Here is a 16,747-nt window from a genome sequence, read left to right on the forward strand (position 1 = left end):
GGATGCGCAGTGCCATCTCGCGAGGAATCTTCCGGAGTTCGGCCTGCGCCTCGGGGCGGAAGACGGTTCGGTACTCACTCACTGCGCGCCAGCGTCTCCCTCATGATGTCCTCGATCGGGATGCCGGGTGCGGGGTTGGCCATGCGCTCGTCGATGATCCGGTTGATCTCGCGCTCTTCCCACTCCTGGTACTTGCGCAGCACCTCGATGGAGACCACGGCGGCGACTTCCTTGCCGCGGCGCGTAATCACCGTGGGCACGTCGTCGCGGTCGGCGCGCTCCACGACCTCCGCCAAGTGTGCACGCACGTCGCGGATGGACTCTATGGGCAGTGGCTGCGTCATGCGCCCAAGCGTACCGACCGTCCCATGTGTACACAACGGGGTGCGCAGTGGTGGGCGGCCCGCCGTGCCGCGGTCGCGCGTGCTGGATGTACTGGATGAACGGCCACTGTGCTGGATCGGTGCTGGATGCGAGCCGCCGGTACCCCGTTTTTGCAGGTCAGAGCAGTGTCCAGGATGTTCCGCTTCAACGTCTGACCCCTGCGTGGATCCGGGACCGCCCGGCCGTCGTCCTCGGACGGTGGCCGGGCGGTCCGGTTTCGAGACGGCGGGACATCGACTTCCCCCGGCGGTCGATTTCTCGACTTGCCATCAGATGCAGTCGATCACTCGATGGGGAACCATGACTCGTTGGAACAGACCTGCCCTGAGCCGCCGGACGCTGCTGGGCGGGACCGCGGCCGCCGGGTTCAGCCCAGCAGGTGGGCGTTGACCGCCCGGGCCGCCTCGGCCAGCTCCGGCAGCTCCACCAGCTCGATCCCGGCCGCCTCCAGCAGCGCCGCGCCCTGGGTCTGCGCGACGAAGGTGGCCGGCTCGCGCCAGGCCACCACCACCCGCGGGACGCCCGCCGCGATCAGCAGTCGGGCGCACGGTCGCGGCCGGGAGGCGCGTCGCCCGCACGGCTCCAGCGAGCTGTAGACGGTGGCGCCGCGCAGCCGGGGGTCGTCGGCCGGGAGCTTGGCCAGGGCCGCCTCCTCGGCGTGGTCGTGCGGATCGGACTCGCGGCTGTAGCCCTCCGCCAGCACCTCGCCGTCGGCGCCGACGATCACCGCGCCGACCGAGAACGCCGTCGCGGACGGCGGGCACTGGCGGGAGAGCTCGACGGCCCTCCGCAGGAAGTCGAGGTCGGCGGTCACGGGGCGGGCTCCTTCGGGGCGTACCTGAGCAGGACGACGTCGCCCACGGTACGTGCCTCCAGCAGCCGCATCCGGCGGGCGGGGCCGCCGGGGAAGGCCGCGGGGTGGACGAAGCGCGGCGCGTCCGCCTGCCCGACCAGCAACGGGGCGACGGCCAGCTGGAGTTCGTCGGCCAGGCCCCGGGCCAGGAACTGGGTGTGCACGCCGCCGCCGCCCTCGACCATCAGCCGGCGCACCCCCCGCGCCCCGAGGTCGTCCAGCACCGCGCCGAGGTCCACCGTGCCGCCGAGGGCCACCACCTCGGCCAGCCCGTCCAGAGCGGGGCGCAGCACGGCCGCCCCGGCGTCGGTGGTGTACGCCAGCCTGGCGCCGCCGGTGTGCCAGAACCGCAGCGACGGGTCGAGCGCGCCGCTCGCGCTGAGGGTGACCTTCAGCGGGTACTCGGGCCGGCCGGCCGCCAGCCGGGCGGCCCGCCGGGCGGGGTCGTTGACCAGCAGCCGGGGGTTGTCCGCGCGCAGCGTGTTGCCGCCGACCAGGATCGCGTCGCTGGCGGCGCGCTCCTCGTCGACCCGGTCGAAGTCGGCCGGGTTGGAGAGCAGCAGCCGCTCGGGGCCGGCGTCGTCGAGGTGTCCGTCGAGCGACACGGCGGCGCTCAACAGGACGAAGGGGCGCGGGGCGGTCATGGTGGAACCGTTCTCTCGGGTGCCGCTCCACGGTACGGCCCGCCGGCCGCGGGGAGCCGTACGAGGGCTGCTGTTCGTCCGGCGGTCCGCTGGCGGAGGGGCGGCGTTCGCTGAGGGGCCCCACCCTGGTCCGGACCTCGCACCGCCCCCACGTCGAAGGGCTGTCCCCGTGTCCCGTCTCTCCCGCGGCCTGCTGCCGCTGGCCGTCGCCGTCGCCGCCCTGCCGGTGCTCGCGCTGCCCGCCGGATCCGCCGCCGCCGTGACGTACGGCACTCCCACGATCACGCTCTCGGCCGGCTACCTCTCCGGCGCTGTCGGCGCCACCGGCGACCCGACGGTCACCGTCACCGTCGCGCAGAGCGGCGCCGCGGCCTCGGCGCTCACCGTCGCCGCCTCCGCCACCACCCGCAGCTCGGTCGCGCGCACCGGCGACGTCACGGTCACCGGCACCACCGGGACCCGCTCCCTCTCGGTCGCCGCCCAGGGCGTCGGCTACACCGACCTCACCATCAAGGTCACCGGCCTCGGCGGGAAGACCGCGACGAGGACGCTGCACTACGCGGCCTCGCCGGCCGTGCAGCACTCGGCCGACAGCCGCTACCTGACCGGCTCCAGCGACGCCTCGGCGGCGGTGGACGCTGGCGGCGGCTACATCGTGGTGGCCGACGACGAGTCCAACGTGCTGCGGCTCTACGACCGCAACGCCTCCGGCGCGCCGGTGCGCACCTGGGACTTCAGCTCGGCGCTCGGCGTCTCCAAGGAGATCGACATCGAGGCCGCCACCCGGGTCGGCGACACGATCTACTGGACCGGCTCGCTGGGCAACAACAAGGACGGCGTCGTCAAGACGGAGCGGCACACCGTCTTCGCCACCACCGTCACCGGCTCGGGCGCGAGCACCCAGCTGGCGCTCGCGGGCGAGTACACCGGTCTGCGCGCCGACCTGATCGCCTGGGACAAGGCCAACGGGAACCGCTACGGCTTCGCGGCGGGCGCGGCGGACGGCCAGGCGCCCAAGCAGATCGACGGCTTCAACGTCGAGGGTCTGGAGTTCGCGCCGGGCAGCACCACCACCGCGTACGTGGGCTTCCGCGCGCCGCTGACCCCGGCGGTCACCGGCGGCCGGGCGCTGATCGTGCCGGTCACCAACTTCTCGTCGCTGCCTGGCGGTTCGGCGCACGCCGCGTTCGGCACGCCGATCGAGCTCGACCTCGGCGGGCTCTCCGTCCGGGACATCCGGCGCAACGCGCTCGGCCAGTACGTCATCGTGGCCGGTTCGTGGGCGGCGGACGACAACTCCGACCCGTACGCGCTCTACGGCTGGGACGGCCGGCCCGGTTCGCAGCCGGTCAAGCTGCTGGACCTGCCGACCTCCGACGCGGGCGGCTGGGAGGCGGTGCCGGACGTGCCGGACCTCACCGTCCCGGGTGCCCGGGTGCAGCTGATCACCGACGACGGCTCGGCCGACCTGTACGGCGACGGCGTCGCGGCCAAGGACCTCACCCACCCGGAGTGGAAGAAGTCGCGGACCACCTGGTTTACCGTCAACTGAGGTTCACTGCAGGTGGAGAGCCCCCGCCCGGGCCCCGGCGGGGGCTCTCGCGCGCTGCGCTCAGATCGCCATATGAGACGAATCTTCTCGTCATGCGGGATGGGGAGTAGCGTCGGAGGTGCCGGAGATCGACCGCACCCGAGGGGGATCCGCCATGACCGGACCACAACGCGACGCCGTCTACACCCACGGCCACCAGGAGCCGGTACTGCGCTCGCACAGCTCGCGCACCGTCGACGACTCGGCGGCCTACCTGAAGCCCGAACTGCGGCCCGGTCAGGCCGTGCTGGACGTCGGTTGCGGTCCCGGCACGATCACCGCGGACCTGGCCGGGCTGGTCGGCCCCACCGGCCGGGTGGTGGCCGTGGACACCTCGGCCGAGGTGCTGGAGGCGGCGGCCCGGGTCGCCGCCGGGCGCGGGCTGGCCAACGTGGTCTTCGAGGTCGCCGACGTCCACGAGCTGCCCTACGCCGATGGCGAGTTCGACGTGGTGCACGCCCACCAGGTGCTGCAGCACGTGGCCGACCCGGTGGCCGCGCTGCGGGAGATGCGCCGGGTGACGGCGGAGGGCGGCGTGGTCGCGGTCCGGGACGTCGACTACGCGAGCATGACCTGGTACCCGGAGGTGCCGGAGCTGGGGCGCTGGCTGGAGCTGTACCGGGACGTCGCCCGGGCCAACGGCGGCGAGCCGGACGCCGGCCGGCGGCTGCTGTCCTGGGCCCGCGCGGCGGGCTTCCCGGAGGTGACCGCCACGTCCAGCAGCTGGACCTTCGCGACGCCGGAGCAGCGCGCCTGGTGGGGCGGGATGTGGGCGGACCGGATCGTGGGCACCGGCATCGCCAGGACGGCGGTGGCCGAGGGGTTCGCGGACCGCGCGGAGCTGGAGCGGATCTCGGCCGGCTGGCGCGCCTGGGCCGCGAACGGGGACGGCTGGTTCGCGATGCTGCACGGGGAGGTGCTGGCGCGCGGTTAGCTCCGCCCGGGGCGCCGGGGTGGGCCGGGGAAGGCCGCGAAGAGCCCTTCGCAAGATCGGGTAGAGTCGCGCGTCCGTTCCCATGGTCGCCCGCCGCCCGGCGGTCGGTCGGTCCACGGAGCGTTCGAGTCGAACTGCCGAGCTGATGCCCGCGAGCGGCGGGCCGGGGGAGTCCAACGTGTCCAAGCCCGAGCCCGATGCGTCCGCGCCCGCGCCGGCAGCCGCGCCCGCACCCGCGCCCGACGGAGCCGGGCCGGAGGTGGCGGTGACGGCGGAAGCGACGGCGGCGGTCGGGCCGGACCCGGCGGCGGTCGGGCCGGACCCGGCGGGGGTCGGGCCGGACGCGGACGAGGGCGCGGCCCCGGCCGCCGCGACGGCGCCCGCCGACCGGGTCGAGCTGACCAAGCCGGCTGCGGCGGCCGTCGAGGAGCCGGTCCCCCCCGCCGGCCCCGTGTCCGCCGGCCCCGCGCCCGCCGGGCCCGACGATCCCTGGGCGGCTCCCGCGCCCGGCGCCACCCCGTCCGCTCCGCACACCCCGTCCCTGCCGTACGCCCCGCCGCTCGCCGGGCAGGTTCCGCCGCCGGGGCGGATCCCCCCGCCCGCCGCCACCGGCTGGGCCACCGTCCCGCCCGGCGCGCTGAGCGGCTACCAGCCCGGCTACGCCTATCCGCAGGAGCCCGGCGCCACCAACGGCTTCGCCGTCGCCGCGCTGGTCACCGGACTGCTCTGCCTGTGGCCGCTCCCCCTGGTCTTCGGCATCGTCGCCCTGATCCAGCTCCACCGGCGCAACGAGCGCGGCCGCGGCATGGCCGTGACCGGTGTCGTCCTCGGTGCGCTCGGCACGCTCGGGCTCCTGGTGGGCCTCTTGGGCGTGGTCGCCGCCGGCGTCGACGCCACGGAGGACGCCGACCGCCCCGCCCGCGCCCCCAAGGCTCCGCCGGGCGGCGTGGTCTGGTCCTCGCTCAAGGCCGGCGACTGCTACAACCTGCCCGGTGACCACTCCGGCACCGGCCGCGGGTCCGGCACCGCGGACCAGTCGGTCCTCTGGGTGAGCCGGGTGCCCTGCCTGCTCCCGCACCAGGGCGAGGTGGCCGGCACCGCCCGCATCCCCGAGAGCGACGGCCCGGGCTACCCGGGCGAGCCCCGGGTCCGCGAGCGCGCCGCCGCGCTCTGCGGCCCGGTGCTCGACGAGTACGCGCTCGACTACTGGGCCGTGCCGGACGGCATGGACGAGGTCTACCTCTACCCGAGCCGGGCCAACTGGAAGTCCGGCGAGCGCGACGTCACCTGTGCCTACGAGGACCGCGACGGCCAGCACCGCGGGAGCGTCCGCACCGACCGGGCCGCGCTGAACCCGGCCCAGCTCGCCTACCTGGAGGCCGCCCGGGCCTTCAACAGCGCGTACTGGGACGAGCCGGACGCCGAGATCGACGAGGCGGCCCCGGAGTATCGGACGTGGGCCCGGAAGATGGCCGAGGCGTCCCGCAAGGAGGCCGAGGACCTCTCCAGGACGTCGACGAACTGGCCGGAGGGCGCCCGGCCGAAGGTCGCCGAACTGGCGGCCGCCCAGCGGGAGGCGGCGACCGCCTGGGACACCGCCGCGAAGACCACCGACGGGACGGCGCTCGAACGCGAGGTGCGGCGGGCGAGGACGCTGGTGGCGAAGTCGACCAGGCTGACCACCGAGATCCGGCGCGAGCTTGGGCTCTCGACCGGCGAGCAGGTCGGCGACATCCAGGCCTGACGGCGTCCGCAGCGCTCGGGGGCAGGCCGCGCCGGCCGGACCTCCGGCCCTCCGACGCGCCGGTTACCCGGCGTTAACAGGGGCCGTACGCGCCGGTAGCGCGGTGCGCGTAGCGTCCGGTGGACGCGGCCCCGGCCCGAGCCCCCACGCGGGCCGGGGCCCGGCCGTCACGCGGGCCGGGGCCCGGGCCGTCACGCCGCGGTCCGGGCGGTGGTCCGGCACGCCCTAAGCTCGCCGCCATGGACACCTTTCGGGTGATGCGGCAGGACGACAACGGCAACCGCTTCCCGGTCGCGGAGGGCCTGGCCCGGGACGAGGCGGAGCAGCTGGCGGCCGGGTTCGAGGCGCGCGGCCACAAGCAGCTGTACTGGGTGGAGCCCACGGCCCGGCCGATGGAGGCCACCGGGGCGATCGGCGGCATCGGCGCAGCCGCAGCCGCAGCCGCAGCCGCAGCCGCAGCCGCGGTCCCGACCTCGACCTCGACCTCGGCCCCGGCCCCGGCCCCGGCCCCGGCCCCGTCCGCGGACGCGGTCGCAGGCGCCACCGCCACCAGCACCACTGCTACGACGACGACCGGCGCGAGCGTGCCGGCGAACCGGATCGTGGTCGGCGGTGCGCTGATCCACGGCGGCCGGGTGCTGGCCGCCCGCCGCAGTGCGCCGGCCGAGCTGGCCGGGCGCTGGGAGTTCCCCGGCGGCAAGGCCGAGCCCGGTGAGACCGAGCCGCAGGCGCTCGAACGCGAGCTGCTGGAGGAGCTGGGCGTCCGGGCCAGGGCGCTGCAGCGGCTGCCGGGGGCCTGGCTGGTCCGGCCGGGCCTGGAGCTGCGGTTCTGGGCGGCCGAGCTGCTCTCCGGCGAGCCCCGGCCGCTGGAGGATCACGACGAGTTGCGCTGGCTCGGCCCCGGCGAACTGGCCGACGTCGACTGGATCGACCACGACCGGGCCGTCCTGCCCGACCTCGCCCGGCTGCTCGATCCGGCACCCCCGTCCGCCTGAGCGACCGCCCGTCAGGAGCCGCCACCCCTCGGGCGGCCGTTCCCTCCGAGCGGCCGGCCGGGGGCAGTCGAGCTCCGGAGCAGCTGGGCCCCCCGCGCGCAATACGCCAGGTAGGTCAATCGGACAAGAAGACCCAGAAGCCGGGATAGCCTGGGTTCAGCTGGGTATGTCACTTTTCGGCACTATTCGTCACCATCGGTGAGCCGTTCCAGCCGGCGACGCCGATCCCGACCAGAGCCGGAGGCCCCGTCGGTGTCGACTACCGGTAGCGGCGGCGGGGGCGCGCGACGCACGGGCGCCCGGGGGAGCGCAGCCGCCCGCGCGCGGCTGCGCCGCGGCACGCGCCCGGCGCCGCCCCAGCCGCCGGCCGGCCGCCGCCGCCGCCGCAACACCACCGCTCCGGGGGCCGCTGCCCCCGCCGCCGCCGACCCTTCTGCCGCCGCCACACCCGCCGCCCCCGCCGCCCCCGCCGCTCCCACCGAGCCCCCGGGCCGGCCTGCGCCCTCCCTCGTCGTGGCCGACGTGACCCCGCCCGCCGCCGTCCGCAGCCGGCCCGGCCGGCCGTTCCCCGGCGCCGCCGGCGCCGAGCCGGGCGGCTCCGGCGAGCGAGCCGAGGGAAACCTGCTCGACGTGGTGAAGGTGGCCATCGCGATCCTGGACACCGCCGGCCGGGTGGTCCTGTGGAGCCCGGCCGCCGAGGAACTGCTCGGCTGGCCGAGCGAGCTGCTGGTCGGCCGCCGGATCGACGAGCTGATCCCGGACGAGGACCAGGTGGCCCGGATCCGGGTCGCGATCCAGGCCACCCTGCGGCACGGCCGCTGGACCGGCCCGGCCGAGCTGCGCGACCGCGACGGCGTCCCGGTGGCGGTCGACGCCCGGATCTCCCTCCTGGTGGACGGCGACGGCACCCCGTTCCTGCAGGTCAACCTGGCGGAGGCGGCCGCCGTCCGGGCCGTCGAGCGCGACCTCGCGGTCCGCGACGCGCTGTTCGAGCAGTCCCCCCTCGGGATCGCCGTCCTCGACACCGACCTGCGCTACACCGCCGTGAACCGGACCCTGGCCGCGATGAACGGCATGGCCACCGAGGACCACGTCGGCCGCACCACCGGCGAGACCCTGCCCGAGCGCGCCGCCGACGAGATCACCGCCATCCAGCGCCAGGTCCTGGCCACCGGCGAGCCGGTCATCGACGTCACCCTCGCCTCGCCGGTCACCGCGCGCTCCGGCTACCGCTCGATCTCCTACAGCCGGATGACCGACCGGGCCGGCCGGGTCCTCGGCATCTCCGGCACCGTGATGGACGTGACCGAGCGTTACCGGGCGGTGGCCAAGGTCGAGCACGCCCGGCGCCGGCTCTCCCTGCTGAACGAGTTCGGCTCCCGGGTCGGCGACCTGCTGGACGCCTCACGGATCGCCCAGGAGCTGGCCGGCGCCGTCGTCCCCCGGCTCACCGACCACGCCGCGGTCATCCTGCTGCAGGCCGTCGCGCACGGTGACGACCTGCCCCGGCACGGCCACGACCGCCGCACCTCGCTGCTCCAGTTGGGCACCGCCTCCGTCCAGGACGGGCCCGAGGTCGAGGTGATGCTGCGCCGCGGAGCCCGGATCACCTTCGCCGAGGACTCCGCCTGCGGCCGGGTGCTGCGCACCGGCGTCCCCGAACTGCTCTCCGGTGCCGACCAGCTGAGCGACGTGACCTACCCCGGTGACCCGAAGATGCAGGCGGCGCACGACCTCGGCGTGCACTCGATGCTGGTGGTGCCGCTGCGGGCCCGCGGCATCGTGATCGGCCTGCTGCTGGTCAGCCGGGCCGGCTACCGCGAGGGCTTCGACCGCGACGACCTCGCCTTCACCGTAGAACTGGCCGACCGGGCCGGCAGCTCGCTCGACAACGCCCGGCTCTACGCCCGCGAGCGCACCGCCGCGCTCACCCTCCAGCGCACCCTGCTGCCGCAGCAGGTGCCGCAGCCCACCGGCGTCGAGGTGGCCTACCGGTACGTGCCGGGCAGCAGCGGCACCGAGGTCGGCGGCGACTGGTTCGACGTCATCCCGCTGCCCGGGGACCGTACCGCCCTGGTGGTCGGCGACGTGATGGGCCACGGGCTGCGGGCCGCCGCCACCATGGGCCGCCTGCGCACCGCAGTCCGCGTGCTGGCCGCCCTGGACCTGCCGCCGGACGTGCTGCTGCGGCACGTCCACGAGCTCGCCGACGACCTCGCCCAGGGGCCGGACGAGGCGCTGCTGGCCACCTGCGTCTACGCGGTGTTCGACCCGGCCACCGCCCGGCTGACGGTCGCCAAGGCCGGCCACATCCCGCCGGTGCTGGTCGTCCCGGCCGACGAGGCGGAGGAGCCCACCCGGACCGGCGGCCCGCTGCCCGGCGGCACCGGCCGGATCCTCGACCTCCCCTCCGGCGCCCCGCTGGGCGTCGGCGGCGTCCCGTTCGAGGCGGTCGAACTGAAGATCCCCGAGGGCAGCCTGCTCGCGCTCTGCACCGACGGCCTCGTGGAGTCCCGCGACAAGGACCTCGACGTCGGTCTGGGCCGGCTGATCACCGTCCTCCAGCAGCCCCACGCGTCGATCCAGGCGGCTTGCGAGGCGGTCCTGGGCACCATGGAGCAGGGCCGGGAGCCGGACGACGTGGCGCTGCTGCTGGCGCGGCTCGGCCACGGCCAGGCCGGGACGCCGACGGCCGGCTGGACGCTGCCCGCCGAACCGACCGCGGTCTCCCGGGCCCGCCGGCTGGTCCGGGCCGCCCTCGCCGAGTGGGGCGTCGAGGAGTTGACCGACATCGCCGAGCTGCTGGTCAGCGAGCTGGTCACCAATTCCGTCCGCTATGCCAGCGCACCCATCGGCGTACGGTTGACGCTGGGCGAGACGCTGCTCGTGGAAATCTCCGATCCGCTGCCCGACCCGCCCCGCGAGCGCCACGCGGCGGAGGCCGACGAGGGCGGCCGGGGCCTGGAGCTGGTGCGCCGGCTCGCGCTCCGGTGGGGCGCCCGGGCGGAGGGCATGGGCAAGGTCGTCTGGTTCGAGCAGGCGCTGCCGGGTAATGAGCCCGACGAGTCGGGAGCCGAGTAGGACGCGAGTAGAGCGGGGCTGCATATGCCATCGGTCGGCCGGGGGGAGCGCGCACTCCGGCAGGGGGCGCGAGCGTGGCATTGTGGTTGCGCGGGCGGTAGGACAAAAACCTTCGCCCGATCTGATGTTGTGATGTTGAGGGCGTGTGAACGCACCCCTCGATGATGAATACTCGGTCTTCTCGGCATCCGGACGGTCGCGGGTTTGGAGGGGTCGGTCCGTTGAACAGCACCCCGGCGCGTAACGCGCCGAGCAGCAGCGGTCATGCCGCTGTGCCCGGGCAGGCCGGCTCGCCGCACCTGCCCGCTCACGGCGCGGCGACGGCCGCCGCGCACCGCCCCGGCGGCGCCGCCCGCACGGCGGTCGGCACCGACCAGTGGGGCGCCGGGGACCCGGGCTCGATCTACGAGTACATCCGGGTGGCGACCTTCGCGATCGGCCCCGACGGCCGGATCAGCCAGTGGAGCGAGCGCGCCGCCGAGTTCTTCGGCCTGCCCGCCGCCGAGGCGGTCGGCGCCGACCCGATCAGCACCTTCGTCCCGCGCGAGCTCTGGCAGCGCGGCCGCGCCCGGCTGGAGCGCACGCTGGCCGGAGAGGAGTGGGTCGGCACCGCGCCCTACCGCGACGCCACCGGCGGCGAGGGGCTCGCCGAGCTCTACCTGATGCCCGACAGCGCGCTGCCCACCGCCGGCGCCACCTGTCTCGCCGTCGACCTCGGCCGCCTGCGCCGGATCGAGACCGACCTCGCCGCCTCGGTGGCCGTCTTCGGCCAGACCCCGACCGGCTTCGTCCTCTTCGACGAGCGGCTGCGGCTGCAGCGCGTCAACGACGCCTTCGCCTCCGGGATGGGCCTGGTCCCCACCGACCTCGAAGGCCTCACCGCGCACGACATCTTCCCGACCTCGGAGGCCGACCGGCTCACCGCCGCCCTCCGCAAGGTCCTCGCCACCGGCGAGCCCGTCTTCGACCTGCGCTTCCACTCCGCCGTCCCGACCCGGGACGGCAACCGGCTCTGGGCCGTCTCGCTCTACCGCCTCAACGGCTCGGCCGGCCAGCCGATGGGCGTCGCCGGGCAGGTCTCCGACGTCACCAGCCGGCACGTCGCCGAGCGCGAGGCCGACGGCGTCCGCCGCAACCTCGCCCTGCTGAACGAGGCCAGCGCCCACATCGGCTCCACCCTCGACCTGGAGACCACCGCCAAGGAGCTGCTGGACGTCGTCGTCCCGCCGTTCTGCGACCTCGCCACCGTCGACCTCTACACCGCGCTGCTCTCCGGGGAGAGCGTGCCCAGCGCCGGGCGGCTCGGCGACACCGTGCTCACCGACGGCAGCGGCGAACTGCGCCGGGTCGCCGTCTCCAGCGTCGTCGGCGGTGCCTCGTCGGTGCTCGGCTCGGTCACTGGCCTGCCGATCGCCGAGGCGGGCGGCACCCTCTGCTACCCGCGCCGCTCCCCGCACGCCCGGGCGCTGCGCACCGGCCGCAGCGTCGTCCCCGAGCCGGGGCCCGACCCGCTGCTGCGCTCCACCCTGATCGTCCCGCTGGTCGCCCGCGACCAGGTGCTCGGGCTGGTCCAGCTCTCCCGCGCGATCGGCAGCGAGCCCTTCGACGCCCGCGACGTCGCCATCGCCGAGGAACTGGTCGCCCGGGCCGCCGTCTGCATCGACAACGCCCGGCTCTACCGCCGCGAGCACGAGCGCGCGCTGATCCTCCAGCGCAGCCTGCTGCCCCCGGGCAACCCGGCCGCCAGCGGCCTGGAGATCGCCTGCCGCTACCTGCCCAGCAACAACAACACCGAGGTCGGCGGCGACTGGTTCGACGTCATCCCGCTGCCCGGCAACCGCACCGCGCTGGTCATCGGCGACGTGATGGGCCGCGGCCTGCGGGCCGCCGTCGCGATGGGCCAGCTGCGCACCGCCGTCCGCACCCTGGCCATGCTCGACCTCGACCCGGCCGAGGTGCTCTCCGCCCTCGACGAGATCGCCCGCGGCCTCGGCGACGACACCGCGCCCGCGGTGACGCCCACCCCGTACGGGCGGCTCACGTCGAGCGCCGACGAGGAGGCCCGCGAGGTCTACCTGGCGACGTGCGTCTACGCGGTCTACGACGCCGTGACCCGGCGCTGCACCTTCGCCAACGCCGGCCACCTGCCGCCCGTCCTGCTCAGCCCCGGCGAGCCGGCTCGGATGCTCGACGTCCCGCCGGGCCTGCCGCTCGGCGTCGGCGGCGAGCCGTTCGAGGAGGTCGAGCTGACCCTGCCGGACGGCGCCGTGCTCGGCCTGTACACCGACGGCCTCGTGGAGAGCCGCAAGCACCAGCTGGACGAGGGCCTGCGCGCCTTCCGCACCGCGCTGTCCGCCGAGGGCAGGGGGCTGGAGGACCTCTGCGACCACGTCCTCGGAGAGCTCATCCCGCACCACGGCGAGGACGACATCGCCCTGCTGATGGCCAAGGTGCACGCCTTCCCCGAGGACGCCGTCGGCAACTGGTTCCTGCCGCCGGAGCCGACCTCGGTGGCGAAGGCCCGCGAGCTGGCCTGCAGCTGGCTGCTGGCGCGCGGCCTGGACGAGCTGGTCGACACCACCGAGCTGCTGGTCAGCGAGCTGGTCACCAACGCGCTCCGGCACGGCCGGGGCGATATCCGGCTCCGGCTGCTGCGCGACCGCACCATGGTCTGCGAGGTCTGGGACGACGGCTACGCCCAGCCGCGCCAGCGCCGCGCGCAGGAGACCGACGAGGGCGGGCGCGGGCTCCAGCTGGTCAGCCTGCTGGCGGAACGCTGGGGCAGCCGGCGCACGCCCAAGGGCAAGATCGTCTGGTTCGAGCTGGCCCTGTAGCGGCGCCGGGCCGGCGGTCCGGTCCCCGCTCCCCGCCCCGAGGGGGCGCACCGGTGCCGACAGGCAGATGCCGAAAGGGAGCAGGCGCGAGCCGCCGGCGGAGGAGGTGGCGCCGCCGACCCTCGGCACCGGGCCGCATCGCCCCGCAGGCGAGCGGCCGATCCCGGCTCCGCCGACCGGGTGCAGTCACCGGGCGGCCGACGTGTCGGCGGGCCCGGCCGCAGCCGGGCGGCGTTCGATGGCCGGCATGCGCGTCCGCCCGCTCACCACCGCAGCCGCCGCGCTGCTGCTCGCAGCCGGCCCGCTGGCCGGCTGCTCCGGCGCCCCGGCCCCGGCCCGCACCCCGGCGCCCGTCCCCTCCTCCGCGGACCCGGTCGCGGTCACCGGCGACGTCCGCCCCTACGAGCGGGACGCCGTCCGCGACGGCGGCACGCTGCGCTGGGCGCTGGACGCCGTCCCGGCCACGCTGAACGTCTACCAGGGCGCCGCGACCGCCGACTCGGCGCTGCTCGCGCACGCCCTCTACCCCGCGCTGTTCCGGCCGGACGAGCACGGCCGCCTCGTCGCCGACCCGGACTACCTGGAGTCCGCCGAGTCCACCCCGCCCGGGCAGCTGCCGCAGGTGGTCACCTACCGGCTCAATCCGCACGCCGTCTGGAGCGACGGCAACCCGCTCTCGGTGGCCGACTTCACCGCCCAGCGGGCCGCGCTCTCCGGCCTCGACCCCGCCTACGGGGCCGCCCGGCCGGCCGGGTACGGCGCGATCGACTCGATCACCCAGGGGGCCGACCCGCACGAGATCAGAGTCGCCTTCCGGCAGCCCTACGCCGAGTGGCGCTCGCTGTTCGGCCCGCTCTACCCCGCGGCCGAGACCGCGACCCCGGACGCCTTCACCCGGCCGCTCGCCGGCGGCCCGCACCTGACGGCGGGGCCGTTCCGGCTCACCGGGTACGACCCGGCCGGTGGCCGGGCCACCGCGGCGCGCAATCCGCTCTGGTGGGGAGAGCGGCCCAAGGCCGACCGGATCGAGTTCCTCGCCGTCCCGGCCGAGCAGCGGCTGGACGCGCTCGACCAGGACCGGCTCGACATCGCGCCGGTGACGACGGCGGTCGACCGGGCCTCGGCGGCCCCCGGCACCTCGGCCGACCAGGCCCAGGCCGCCGACGAGGCGCTGCGGCGCGCGCAATCGCTCCCCGGTGTCACCGTGCACCGGGCGTCCGCGCCCTCGCTCACCCAGCTCACCCTCAACGCCGCCCGCGGACCGCTCACCGATCCGTCCGTCCGGCTCGCCCTCGCCCGGGCCGTCGACCGGCGGCGGATCGCCGAAGCCGCACTCGCCCCGCTCGGTCTCGCCGGCGCCCCGCTCGGCAGCCACCTGCTCGCCGAGGACCAGGACGGCTACCGGGACAACGCCGACGCCATCGGCCGCGCCGATCCGGACCGGCTGCTGGACGAGGCCGGCTGGAAGCGGCCGGCCCACGGCGGCACCCGGACCAGGGACGGCCGGGAGCTCGCCCTGTCGCTGCTCCTCCCGGCCGGCTCCGCGACCGCCCGGCGCACCGCCGACGCCCTGACCGCGGACCTCGCCGAGACCGGGATCGCCGTCCGGGCCGCGGCCGTCCCGGCCGACACCTTCGTCCCCGGCCACCTGGCCGCCGGCGACTACGACCTCGCCCTGTTCTCCTGGCCCGCCGGGCCGTCCCCGGCGGTCGACCAGCGCCCCGTCTACGCCAAGCCCCGGCCGGGCGCGGACGGCTCACTGGAGGCCGGCAGCAACTACGGCCGCACGGGGACCGAGGAGATCGACCGCCTCTTCGACCGGGCGGCGGCCGAACTCGACCCCGCGGCCCGCCTCGCCCTGCTCCAGGAGGCCGACACCCGGATCTGGCAGCTCGGCCACTCGGTGCCGCTCTACCAGCGGCCGGACCTGGTCGCCGTCCGCGACGGGATCGCGGGCGCAGGCGCCTGGGGCTACGGCTGGCCCCGCTTCCAGGACATCGGCCTGCTCACCCCCTGACGGGGCGGACCTCCACCGGCGCAGCAGCGGCCCACTGCTCCAGCTGCCGCTCGACCAGGGCGATCCGGGCCAGTCCGGGGCAGTTCTTCCGGGCCCGTTGCAGGGCGACCCGCGCCTCGTCGAAGCGCCCGGTGGCGCCGAGCGCGGCGGCCAGCGAGCAGTCGGCCTCGGCTCGCCAGAACCGGGCGAAGTACATTCCGCGCTGCCCATGGCCGGCGGCAACAGCGTCGTCTAGCCGGTTCTCCAGACGGGCGAAGTCGATCGCGGCGGGGACGTTGCGGAGCACGGCCTTCGGCGGACCGTTGAACTCACCCATGATGGTCATCAGCCGGGGCAGGTACCGGTCGGGCGGGAGCTCGCCGGCGTCCGCCGCCCCCACGATCGCGCTGCCGATGATCAGAGCGGCGTCGACGGCGTCGGCCTGCGAACCCGCCTGCGCCAGACAGCGGCGGCCCCGTTCCTCGGCGTCGGCGTAGCGGCCCTCAGCGAGCGCCAGAACCGCCAGGTCGAAGTCCGGGTTGTCCTCGGGGGCCAGCTCCGGAGCCACGGCCCGCAGCTCGGCGATCCGCCCCTGCCAGAGGGCGACCCCGGCCCGGATGTTGGCCTCGGAGCCGAGGGCCAGCGAGGACGGCCGGAAGGGCATCAGCAGGAGGATGCGGCCGGTTCCGGTCGTCCCGCGCAGCGATCGCAGGACCCGAGCGGCAGTCGCGCTGAGGATGCCCGCGCCCACCGGCCAGTACGCCGTGCCGCCCGTTGCCAGCCAGAGAGCCAATGCGCTCTGGAGACCGACGGAGAGGGCGGTGCCGAGCCAGACCCGCAGGCGGGCCATCGGCGCCCGGGATATGCACCAGTTGACGTGCAGCGGGCCGGGGACCGCCCTGAGCTGGACGAGCGATCGGCCGATCACGGCCTCGGCCACGATCCGGCCGTAGCCGAGGCTGACGAGGAAGACCACCTTGCTCTGCAGCCGGGCGGTCAGCAGCACCCAGAGTTGCGCCAGGACGGCCGAGAGCCCGTACCCCGCGAGGTAGAGCGTCGGGACGAGGCCGAGGTCGGCTCTCCCGGTCAGGAACAGCCCGGTCACCGACACGGCGGCGAGCAGCAGCCAGAGGAAGTTCTTCACAGCCGGACAGGGTGACGGAAGGAGGCTTGCGGGTGAAAGGTGTGTGATCCAGCTGTGATCTTGGTCCCGCCCGGGGTCGCCGTTTCGGCCCACCTGGGTGGTTCCCCGTACGATAGGAGGAAGCCGTGGCATGTCCTGCCCGGCGGGTGGACCGGTAGTAGCAGGCGGAACGGGCGGCGGCGATCAACAGGGATCGCCGGTCGGCGTCTCGCGGGCCGGGCGCCGCAACCCACGATTCCGGGAGAATCCGCTAGGCATGCCCACGCGCAACGACATCCGTAACGTCGCCATCGTCGCCCACGTCGACCACGGCAAGACCACCCTGGTCGACGCCATGCTGAAGCAGGCCGGCGCCTTCGCCGCCCACCAGCAGCTCGACGACCGCATGATGGACTCGAACGACCTGGAGCGCGAGAAGGGCATCACCATTCTCGCGAAGAACACCGCGGTCAAGTACCACCCCAAGGACGGCGGCGCGCCGATCACCATCAACATCATCGACACCCCGGGCCACGCCGACTTCGGTGGCGAGGTCGAGCGCGGTCTG

At 75.4% G+C, this 16,747-nt stretch carries 10 protein-coding genes and 2 pseudogenes; 8 read left to right on the plus strand and 4 right to left on the minus strand.

All coding sequences use genetic code 11. From position 1 onward, the window contains the following. The 3 genes and pseudogenes from MCM47_RS37850 to MCM47_RS37860 form a co-directional block, all read right to left on the minus strand. Positions 1 to 82, minus strand: a pseudogene (locus tag MCM47_RS37850) (type II toxin-antitoxin system RelE/ParE family toxin); the annotation flags it as partial. Beyond that, on the minus strand, positions 75 to 344 hold the full coding sequence (locus tag MCM47_RS37855) for a type II toxin-antitoxin system Phd/YefM family antitoxin (RefSeq protein ID WP_007266282.1): 270 nt from the start codon (positions 342 to 344) through the stop codon (positions 75 to 77). The gene MCM47_RS37855 and the pseudogene MCM47_RS37850, both read right to left, overlap by 8 nt. Before the next feature lie 407 nt (positions 345 to 751). Further along, positions 752 to 1,881: pseudogene (locus MCM47_RS37860) on the minus strand (dihydrofolate reductase family protein). Between the two features lie 169 nt (positions 1,882 to 2,050). On the opposite strand from MCM47_RS37860, the gene MCM47_RS37865 reads away from it, so the two are divergent. The 7 genes from MCM47_RS37865 to MCM47_RS37895 all read left to right on the plus strand — a co-directional run bounded on the left by MCM47_RS37865 (position 2,051) and on the right by MCM47_RS37895 (position 15,077). Next, positions 2,051 to 3,433 carry a hypothetical protein gene (locus MCM47_RS37865; RefSeq protein ID WP_374209274.1) on the plus strand — a complete coding sequence of 461 codons (1,383 nt, stop codon included), beginning with the start codon at positions 2,051 to 2,053 and terminating at the stop codon, positions 3,431 to 3,433. Between the two features lie 154 nt (positions 3,434 to 3,587). Beyond that, entirely contained in the window at positions 3,588 to 4,406 is an 819-nt protein-coding gene (locus MCM47_RS37870; protein ID WP_238951526.1) for a methyltransferase domain-containing protein, read from the plus strand. A 178-nt stretch (positions 4,407 to 4,584) separates the two neighbouring features. Then, the gene (locus MCM47_RS37875; RefSeq protein WP_238951527.1) at positions 4,585 to 6,150 is read left to right on the plus strand and encodes a DUF4190 domain-containing protein; all 1,566 of its coding nucleotides are present in this window, start codon (positions 4,585 to 4,587) and stop codon (positions 6,148 to 6,150) included. A gap of 239 nt (positions 6,151 to 6,389) precedes the next feature. Continuing rightward, the gene (locus MCM47_RS43600) at positions 6,390 to 7,145 is read left to right on the plus strand and encodes an NUDIX domain-containing protein (protein WP_308222621.1); all 756 of its coding nucleotides are present in this window, start codon (positions 6,390 to 6,392) and stop codon (positions 7,143 to 7,145) included. Positions 7,146 to 7,658: 513 nt separating this feature from the next. Continuing rightward, positions 7,659 to 10,226, plus strand: coding sequence for a SpoIIE family protein phosphatase (locus MCM47_RS37885; protein WP_238951528.1), 2,568 nt, complete (start codon positions 7,659 to 7,661; stop codon positions 10,224 to 10,226). 221 nt (positions 10,227 to 10,447) lie between these two features. Continuing rightward, positions 10,448 to 13,060 (plus strand): SpoIIE family protein phosphatase, encoded by a 2,613-nt coding sequence (locus MCM47_RS37890; RefSeq protein WP_255753350.1) that lies wholly within the window; start codon positions 10,448 to 10,450, stop codon positions 13,058 to 13,060. A 247-nt stretch (positions 13,061 to 13,307) separates the two neighbouring features. After that, positions 13,308 to 15,077: an ABC transporter family substrate-binding protein gene (locus MCM47_RS37895; RefSeq protein ID WP_238951529.1), complete on the plus strand. Its 1,770-nt coding sequence runs from the start codon at positions 13,308 to 13,310 to the stop codon at positions 15,075 to 15,077. Here MCM47_RS37895 and MCM47_RS37900 read toward each other — a convergent pair. Next, positions 15,067 to 16,200 carry a hypothetical protein gene (locus MCM47_RS37900; RefSeq protein WP_238949856.1) on the minus strand — a complete coding sequence of 378 codons (1,134 nt, stop codon included), beginning with the start codon at positions 16,198 to 16,200 and terminating at the stop codon, positions 15,067 to 15,069. The genes MCM47_RS37895 and MCM47_RS37900 overlap by 11 nt on opposite strands. Positions 16,201 to 16,456: 256 nt before the next feature. Here MCM47_RS37900 and MCM47_RS37905 point away from each other — a divergent pair. Next, positions 16,457 to 16,747: GTP-binding protein (locus MCM47_RS37905; protein ID WP_238951530.1), on the plus strand; the 291-nt coding region annotated here is incomplete at its 3' end.

This window comes from Kitasatospora sp. A2-31 (assembly GCF_022288725.1).
GTDB lineage: Bacteria > Actinomycetota > Actinomycetes > Streptomycetales > Streptomycetaceae > Kitasatospora.